This window comes from Salipaludibacillus sp. CUR1 (assembly GCF_021028955.1).
Classification (GTDB): Bacteria; Bacillota; Bacilli; order Bacillales; family Salisediminibacteriaceae; genus Salipaludibacillus.
Genome location: NZ_JAIWPE010000050.1, coordinates 1 through 7837 on the forward strand (window position 1 = coordinate 1; position 7837 = coordinate 7837).

The 7837-nt window shown below is 43.4% G+C and carries 10 protein-coding genes; 6 read left to right on the forward strand and 4 right to left on the reverse strand.

From position 1 onward, the window contains the following. The 3 genes from K8O68_RS10110 to desB all read left to right on the forward strand — a co-directional run. A partial coding sequence (locus tag K8O68_RS10110; protein ID WP_230896772.1) for a hypothetical protein occupies window positions 1-233 on the forward strand: 233 nt, incomplete at its 5' end. A 308-nt stretch (window positions 234-541) separates the two neighbouring features. Beyond that, window positions 542-1447: a glycine betaine ABC transporter substrate-binding protein gene (locus K8O68_RS10115; protein ID WP_230896773.1), complete on the forward strand. Its 906-nt coding sequence runs from the start codon at window positions 542-544 to the stop codon at window positions 1445-1447. A 339-nt stretch (window positions 1448-1786) separates the two neighbouring features. Further along, window positions 1787-2866 (forward strand): Delta(10) desaturase DesB, encoded by a 1080-nt coding sequence (gene desB, locus K8O68_RS10120; protein WP_230896774.1) that lies wholly within the window; start codon window positions 1787-1789, stop codon window positions 2864-2866. Window positions 2867-2955: 89 nt separating this feature from the next. On the opposite strand, the gene K8O68_RS10125 is transcribed toward desB, so the two are convergent. Further along, complete coding sequence (locus tag K8O68_RS10125; RefSeq protein WP_230896775.1) at window positions 2956-3408, reverse strand: DUF1499 domain-containing protein; 453 nt, start codon at window positions 3406-3408, stop codon at window positions 2956-2958. Window positions 3409-3594: 186 nt separating this feature from the next. On the opposite strand from K8O68_RS10125, the gene K8O68_RS10130 reads away from it, so the two are divergent. Next, window positions 3595-4509, forward strand: coding sequence for a nucleoside hydrolase (locus K8O68_RS10130; protein WP_230896776.1), 915 nt, complete (start codon window positions 3595-3597; stop codon window positions 4507-4509). A 30-nt stretch (window positions 4510-4539) separates the two neighbouring features. Then, window positions 4540-5466 carry a ribokinase gene (gene rbsK / locus K8O68_RS10135; RefSeq protein WP_230896777.1) on the forward strand — a complete coding sequence of 309 codons (927 nt, stop codon included), beginning with the start codon at window positions 4540-4542 and terminating at the stop codon, window positions 5464-5466. 82 nt (window positions 5467-5548) lie between these two features. On the opposite strand, the gene K8O68_RS10140 is transcribed toward rbsK, so the two are convergent. Beyond that, complete coding sequence (locus K8O68_RS10140; RefSeq protein ID WP_230896778.1) at window positions 5549-5776, reverse strand: hypothetical protein; 228 nt, start codon at window positions 5774-5776, stop codon at window positions 5549-5551. 263 nt (window positions 5777-6039) lie between these two features. Here K8O68_RS10140 and K8O68_RS10145 point away from each other — a divergent pair, with 263 nt between their 5' ends. Next, window positions 6040-6762, forward strand: coding sequence for an endonuclease/exonuclease/phosphatase family protein (locus K8O68_RS10145; RefSeq protein WP_230896779.1), 723 nt, complete (start codon window positions 6040-6042; stop codon window positions 6760-6762). 99 nt (window positions 6763-6861) lie between these two features. Here K8O68_RS10145 and K8O68_RS10150 read toward each other — a convergent pair whose 3' ends face one another. Then, entirely contained in the window at window positions 6862-7038 is a 177-nt protein-coding gene (locus tag K8O68_RS10150) for a hypothetical protein (protein WP_230896780.1), read from the reverse strand. A 21-nt stretch (window positions 7039-7059) separates the two neighbouring features. Further along, window positions 7060-7713 carry a spore coat protein gene (locus K8O68_RS10155; protein ID WP_230896781.1) on the reverse strand — a complete coding sequence of 218 codons (654 nt, stop codon included), beginning with the start codon at window positions 7711-7713 and terminating at the stop codon, window positions 7060-7062. Window positions 7714-7837 lie beyond the last annotated feature (124 nt).

Below are 7837 nucleotides of genomic sequence, written 5' to 3' on the forward strand. Positions count from 1 at the left end.
GGGGGGGGGGGTTCGATTCTCCCCTTTTTAACGTGGCACTCTACGTTATAGAAGTGGCACTCTACCGTATAGAAAGGAAACTCTACGTTATAGAAGTGGCACTCTACCGTATAGAGAGGAAACTCTACGTTATAAAAGCGACACTCTACCGTATAACAAAATTCGACAAAAAACTCCCCTCTTCGCTCCCTGCCTCCCCCACTGTCAAACACGCCTTTATGCCATCCACCTGAAGCTGGCAAAAACCCGGCCTAAAATACTTCTCTCAAGGTCGGCCTTCCCATGGAAATAAATGGGGGGTCTGACCCCTCTAAGAAAAACCACCCATTGTATTTTTTCCTTTTTGCCGGTAAGACGACCTTTATAAAGGAAAGGGGGATAAAGAAGAGAACGGCTGATATAAACGGGGACAATGTGAATGTTTGATCACTCATTCATGCTAGCGAAGGTTCAAGGAATTTGAAGGCAGCCAACAATAAGGGTATAATTTCCTAGGTGATGAAGTGAGAGAGTTAGAAAAAAGCTTGGAAGGAGATATATTATGAATAAGAGTAAATTACTTATGGGTGGTTTATTGTCTTCTGCATTAGTACTTGCTGCCTGTGGAGACGATAATGGCACTAACGTTAATGAAGATAATAATAACGATGGAAATAACGAGGCTGCAGATACGGCAGGCGGGGAAATCGAGATCGGCCTTAATAACTGGGCTGAAAACATTGCTGTTTCAAATATGTGGAAAGTGCTTCTGGAAGAACAGGGCTTTGAGGTCACCTTAACGATGTCTGAAAAAGCGCCAATTTGGACAGGCATTGCAAATGACGACCTGGATCTCGCTCTGGAAATCTGGCTTCCGACGACAGACCAGCATTTGTATGAGGACTTCAAGGGAGATATCCACCTGCATGATGAGACTTGGTTCTCCGGCACAGGTCTTGGGCTGGTAGTACCTGAATACATGGATATTGACAGCATTGAAGAACTGAATGACAATGTCGATCTGTTTGACGGGGAAATTGTCGGAATTGATGCGGGAGCCAGTTTGACTGGGTTATCTGAAGAAGCTATTGAGGAATATGAACTCGACTATAATTTGTTAGTAAGTTCTGAACCGGCTATGATTTCTGAGCTTGATAGTGCTTATCAAGCTGAAGAGCCTGTTGTGGTAACTCTTTGGAATCCTCATTGGACTTTTTCTGATTACGACTTGAAATATTTAGAAGACCCGAAAAATGTTTTTGGTGAACCTGAAGATATTTACTATATGTCCCGTCAAGGCTTCGAGGATGAGCACCCTGAAGTTATTGAATGGCTTAACAACTGGTATATGGATGACGAAACATTAGGTGATCTGATGTCCGTGATAAATGATCTTGATGATGAGGAAGAAGGGGCCCAGCAGTGGGTGGAAGATAACCGCGACCTCGTCGATGAGTGGATTCAGTAATAAACTCATAAGTAAAGAGCCTTCCTTTAAAATAAGGAGGGCTCTTTTTTTACGGCTCATTAAGTAAAAAAACTATAATTAGAACTCACCAGGTTAATTTTACCGCACAAATTATCCTCAAACTGCTTATATATATGTATTAATAAAAAAACGTCGTAAACATTATTAATAAGAAAAAGTTTAGAACCAACACTTATCACCTGGTAATAAAAATACGTTGCTTTATTCTGTCGCAGCTGGTATGATGACACTGTTAGCACATTAGTAATAAACGTAACTTACCTGCTATTAATTGTCAGAAAATACAAATATCGAAAGAGCATTGGAGGCTTACTATTCATGAAAGAACTTCATTCTTTTGGCTGGTACGCATCAAAAATTTCTCCCCATTTGCCAAAAAAAGCATTTAAACCTGTTCCTGCCCGCTTGTTAGGCGGACTCGCCTACTTGATTATAACGATAGGAAGTATGGTTGCGATCGGTTTATTTAATTTACCGTTCATTGTTAATTTAGGATTATCACTAATAATTGGTGCCAGTTTTGCTTCTCTCGGTTTTCTCGGACACGAAATTCTGCACGGAACCGTGGTCAGAAAAGCCTGGTTAAGAAACTTTCTTGGCGGCATCTGCTTCTGGCCCCTCGTTACTGGACCAAAACTGTGGCGTAAATGGCACAATATGACTCATCACGTACACACCCAGGATGAAGAGAACGACCCGGATACGTGGCTGACAAAAGACAAAGTCGATAAAAGCTCTGTTTTGAGATTCATTTACCGTCTTCCTTTTTCGGTAAGAGCATTCTTTGAATTTCTGTCTTTAACTTTTACTTTTACTTTGCATTCAACAAGAATGTTTTTCATTTATGTAAAGGAATTTAAGCCGAAAAAGCAGTGGTCAGTCTGGATGCAATTTATTCTGCCATGGGCCACATGGATCGGATTAATGTTTTTCGTTGGATTAACGACATGGATGTTCATTTTCTTCGTTCCTTTATTAATTGCTAATGCAATTGTTATGGGATATATCTCAACTAATCATAGGCTGAATCCTCAGGTGCCCGTAAATGACCCGTTAGCAAACAGTTTGTCGGTCACGGTGCCTAAGTGGGTGGATGTGCTTCATTTTAATTTTTCGTATCATACAGAACACCACTTATTCCCGAGCATGAGCTCAAAATATTATCCAATGGTCAAAGATCATATTAAGAAAAATTGGCCGCATTTGTACCATGAAATGCCGATGAGCAGCGCATTAAAAGCTCTATGGAAGACACCGCGTATTTATTACAAAGGGAAAGAACTGATTGATCCGCGCGATGATATGGTGTACGGCTCGCTTGGATACGGTCTCGATTATGAAGAAATTGAGCCGCGGAGCCGGATGGAAGATACCCCAACAGACAAAAAGAAAGCATAATTTTTAAAGCACAGGCAGGTTTTGCCTGTGCTTTTTATATATTAGCCCGATCCCGCAGCAAAGCCACCTTTACCGCGATCGCTGTGCCGTTAATTTCCCATGTACTCTTTCCAGATTTCTTCATACCTTTTCTCATTTACTCCCATGTCGTAAAACCCTGTCCTCGCGGATGAACGGAAATCAACGCGCTGGTTTGCCTCATCAAAATAAAATTCGACGTCATCCTTAAACCTTAATGGCTCGGACTTGAAAACTGCGTGAATATAATAATTACTTTCCGTCACAATTTCACACTGGTTTCTCTTTTCCAGAATTCTTTTCACTAACGAACGCGTAGTTTCCAAGTCCTCTTTAAAAGGAAGAGGATCGACCCGTTTTTCATCTATACTCGTTTGAGAGGAGACGGAGTTGGGACTCGATGGAAGTTCAGCGAGACGACCGTCCCTGACCCCAAGGTGTTTCGGTTCAGTATTATTCCTGACAGCCATAAAAATAGCACCGGCCGATGCGGCTCCTGCGGCAATAACAGATAATATTCTCATAAATCTACTCCTCCTGTTTAAGACTCAGTTACTCTTATCTTCCCTATTTAGCTGTGAACTACTCCTATTTGATATCCGGGGTTCACCTTTTCTTTTCCTTTCCTGTGATAAGATGAAAGCAGACTTCTATACATACACCCTGCAAATTGACGGGGCAGCAATACGTAAAAGAAAGAAGGGTTCGGGATGTCTAAACCGATTATTATTGACTGTGATCCGGGTATTGACGATGCAATGGCCATCCTTATGGCTGTCACGTCCCCAGACTTGGACGTCAAGCTGATTACTACTGTAGCCGGAAATCAGACTGTTGACAAAACAACGAAAAATACGCTTGATTTGTTAAGTTTTATAGGAGAGGAAACGATAGAAGTGGCTAAAGGAGCAGCGGCACCGCTCATTAAGCCGCTTGTCCTTGCTGAGAAAATCCATGGGGATTCGGGACTTGGAAATGTGGAGATGAATGTGCCGGACAGGAAATTAAGTACGAAACCGGCCGTTGAGGCGATGAGAAAGGTTTTGGAAAACTCAAGTGAAAAAATAACTGTCGCAGCTGTCGGTCCACTGACAAACGTGGCTCTGTTAATTAAAATCTACCCGCATCTGACAGAAAAAATCGGCCAGTTATCAATTATGGGAGGTTCGTTAAAGGAAGGCAATATTACACCGGCAGCGGAATTTAATTTCTTTGTGGATCCGGAAGCTGCCAGTATTGTTCTTGAATCGGGAGTTCCTGTCACTTTATTCGGCTTGCATGTGACCCACAAGGTTCCTCTTTACAAGGAAGATATTGAAAGAATTAGAGATACAGGGAATGAGACAGGAAGGCTTGTAGCCTCGATGCTTGATTATTATTTCCAGGAGGGCCGTGTGGAAGGCCTGCATGACCCTTGTGCAGTTGCCTCTCTGCTTGATCCTGGTCTTTTTCAATTCAGCCGGTTTCACGTCCAGGTAGAAACGAAAGGGGAATATACGTCCGGTATGACAGTGATGGATCAGCGCCGTTTCTCAAGAACCCGTTCAAACGTTTATGTGGCCATGGATGTAAACAGGGAAGGGCTTATCAGTCATTTAGAAAACAGCATCCGCAGACTTAAATAATATATTTTTTATAAAAAAGGGGTTCAGCTCATGAAAAAAATAGTTGTCATAGGCAGTTTAAATATGGATCTGGTCACCGAAGTCGATCATCTTGTAAAGCCGGGTGAAACGTTAAGCGCCTTAAGTTTCAGTGCGCTCCCTGGAGGAAAAGGAGCCAATCAGGCAGCCGCAGCCGGTAAGTTAGGAGCGGATGTGCATATGGTTGGAAAAATAGGTGCGGATGATTACGGCGATACGTTGCTGAATAGTTTAAAACAGGCCAATGTGGCAGCGGACGGTATTCTAATTGAAAATAATGGTTCACCGACGGGCATGGCTTTTATTCAGGTCAGCCGCACCGGCGAAAACAGCATCGTTCTTGTTAATGGCTCTAATAATAACTTCCGCCCCCACGACCTCGATGCCATTCGCGGCGTTATTGAGCAGGGGGAAATTATTATTCTTCAGCTGGAAATTCCGTTTGAAACGGTGGTCATGGCTATTGATCTGGCTAAAGAGCTGGGAAAGAAAGTGATTTTAAACCCGGCGCCGGCACGGTCTCTCCCTGATGAATTGTTGAAAAAAATAGATCTCATTATTCCGAACGAAATTGAACTCGAGACCTTAACAGGGCTTCCTGCCAAAACTGAAGATAATATTTATACAGCAGCTGATCGTCTTCTCGCTTCAGGTGCTGGAAAAGTGATCGTGACTGCAGGAGATCGAGGTTGTTACTATGTGGGAGGAGGAACGAGGGAACACATCCCGCCTGAAAAAGTAAAAGCTGTAGATACGACAGCCGCAGGAGATTCGTTTATCGGAGCAATGGCTGCAGGGTTGAGCGAAGGGCTGGCAGAGCGGAAGGCTATTGATTTGGCTGTTAAAGCAGCAGCGGTCACTGTCACACGGAAAGGGGCCCAGCCGTCCCTTCCTGACAGAGGGGAAGTGGAGGATTACTTTTCTGGAAAAACATTGTAAACTTCCTGCTGCTCCGCTGTTCCTTCAGAGTGGCTGTTTTTCCGCGCATTAAAAAAGGGCAGCGTGTGTCTGCCCTCTTTCGTTAAACCCATTCAATCAGCTTATCTTCTTTACCGTCAGGATCCAATTCAACTAATGCCACCTTAATAACATTTACATTATCAAGATTAATTAGCGAATTTTCAACCCTGGCCCAATGGCCTCTTTCTCTCTCTACCCAGTCATTTACCCGGGATACCGGACTTTCAGTAAAATACGCTGCTTCTTCTTTTCCATTTTCAAATTCAAAGATGACTTTATATCGTTCCATATTCAAAACGCTCCTTCATCAAGATTCTCTCAGGTTTTCTACCCTGTTTCCAAATTATTTACACTTAAATACGTCTCTGGGACTCCAAATTGAGTCTAATGGTTTAGTTAGATAGTGATTTGCTGATAAAAAGGGCTAAAAAAATCAAAAAAGATTTAAGGAGCATCTTTTAGCGCTTATAAAATGAGCGCTGTGGAGATAGTAACAAAAAAGGGTAGCCATTCATGCATATGTAACAGTAAAAAGTATCAGAGGTGGGTTTAGTGGAGATTAAGGTCATGACCTTTAATATCCGCCATGGTCTGGGGATGGACAGGCGGATTAATATAGGGAGAATAGCTAAAGCAATTAAACTGGCCAATCCGGATATTATCGGCCTGAATGAGGTGGACAGGCATTTTTCCGGCCGCAGTTATTTTAAAGACCAGCTTTTTGAACTGGCAGACCTGCTGGAAATGTCCTCCGCTTTCGGCCCCGCGATTACAGTTAAAATTCCGTTTGTGTCAGCGACTGGACAATATGGAAATGCCTTGTTATCGCGTTATCCGATTCTATCGAGCGAAGTTATTCCGTTTAACTTTATTAAGGGGATTTTTGAAGGAAGGTCTCTTCTTCAATCGGCCATTCAGATAGACGGAAAAGTAGTGAGGGTATGTGTGACCCACCTGAGCTTTAACCCTTTTTTGCGAAAAATACAGACCGATTTTATTGCACAGCGGATGTTCAGAAACGCGTTTCCTTCCATTGTGATGGGTGACTTTAATATGCTGCCCGGCTCAGGAAACTGGCGGAAAATAACCGAAAAAAGCACAGATGCCTGGCAGGCTGCAGGGACAGGATCTGGATTAACCTTCCCATCGCTGCGTCCCCGGTTAACCTTGGATTATATTTTTACAAGAGGGGTGGAAGTAACAGGGGCGGAAGTGGTGTCGGATATAAGAGACGCTTCTGATCATCTCCCGCTGACAGCTTCTATACGTCTGTAGCTTGTTTTGCAGATGCTTGCCGTGTTTAAGAGCGGGAGCGGGCGGAGTAAAAAAAGAGTAGAGCACCGGCAAACCTGCCGGTGCTCTCTCGCTTTACCATTAAGAAGGGTCGTATTCGTCATAAATAAGGCGGGTGACCTTAGTAGAGTCGCCCCTCCGACGGTCATCTTCAGTGGCTTCTTCCCCGAACTCGTCTTCCTCATTGATTCCTGGAGCCGTTGTTCTTTCCTCTTCAGAAGATACCTTATTCGTTTCCTTTTTACGCATGCTGTGCATAGTCATCCTCCTTCAGCTTGATTAGTTTAAAGTCGGAGGCGGTGCTGGCGCGTAGCTGTCAACCATATGAGTCATATCCTGGTCCGCAAGCTGTGCAACTTGATAATAGCCGTTCCTGTTTTGGTACAGGAACACTTCATAGCTCATTTCAATCAGGTTAGGTACACTGTCGGCTGTGACCCGGCGCATAACCGGATTTGTCATCTCCAATGCCGTCATTGCCATCATTGAAGCGAGTCCCTTAACCTGGCCAAGCATGAAACCGGAAATATTTTCATCTTTAAGCTCGTTGACTGATCCGACAGGTTTCTTTGGAGTACTAGGTGTTAAGCCGTACATCACATCATTGCTTTCTGTCATGTGGTAAACACTTGTAGATTGGGATGGTTTCTGGCCTGTTTTTAACGTTTCAACCATAATATTGTACAACTCGGTTAAAAAGCTTTTTTGCCTGTTCAGAATGCTTTTCAGCTGCTGGTCCTGAATGTGCTGGTTATAAAGCTCATACTGATCAAGAGTTCCGATGACTCCTCCGATCACCTCGTGGGTATCGAATAGTTCATGTCCGCCGTGGCTTTTATTAGGCGGCATGCTCTCAGATAATTGGGTTCCCTGCTGTTGCTGCTGCTGTTGTTGCATCTGCTGGTTCATGACATTCGGATTTTGGTTTGGCATACTGCTTCCTCCTCGTATATTATATTTAAGCCCATAATTGAGCTTATAAATTTCTTTACACCCAAGGCTTTTTGATTGGGCGTCTCAAGATATTTCTAGATAATGATCTTAGGATCATTTGGGA

Bases quoted from the DNA above. Each gene is read 5' to 3' on its own strand.
- rbsK (WP_230896777.1), top strand. From the start codon at position 4,540: ATGAAAAAAATAGTTGTCATAGGCAGTTTAAATATGGATCTGGTCACC.
- K8O68_RS10125 (WP_230896775.1), bottom strand. From the start codon at position 3,408: ATGAGAATATTATCTGTTATTGCCGCAGGAGCCGCATCGGCCGGTGCT.
- K8O68_RS10155 (WP_230896781.1), bottom strand. From the start codon at position 7,713: ATGCCAAACCAAAATCCGAATGTCATGAACCAGCAGATGCAACAACAG.
- K8O68_RS10140 (WP_230896778.1), bottom strand. From the start codon at position 5,776: ATGGAACGATATAAAGTCATCTTTGAATTTGAAAATGGAAAAGAAGAA.
- desB (WP_230896774.1), top strand. From the start codon at position 1,787: ATGAAAGAACTTCATTCTTTTGGCTGGTACGCATCAAAAATTTCTCCC.
- K8O68_RS10115 (WP_230896773.1), top strand. From the start codon at position 542: ATGAATAAGAGTAAATTACTTATGGGTGGTTTATTGTCTTCTGCATTA.
- K8O68_RS10150 (WP_230896780.1), bottom strand. From the start codon at position 7,038: ATGCACAGCATGCGTAAAAAGGAAACGAATAAGGTATCTTCTGAAGAG.
- K8O68_RS10130 (WP_230896776.1), top strand. From the start codon at position 3,595: ATGTCTAAACCGATTATTATTGACTGTGATCCGGGTATTGACGATGCA.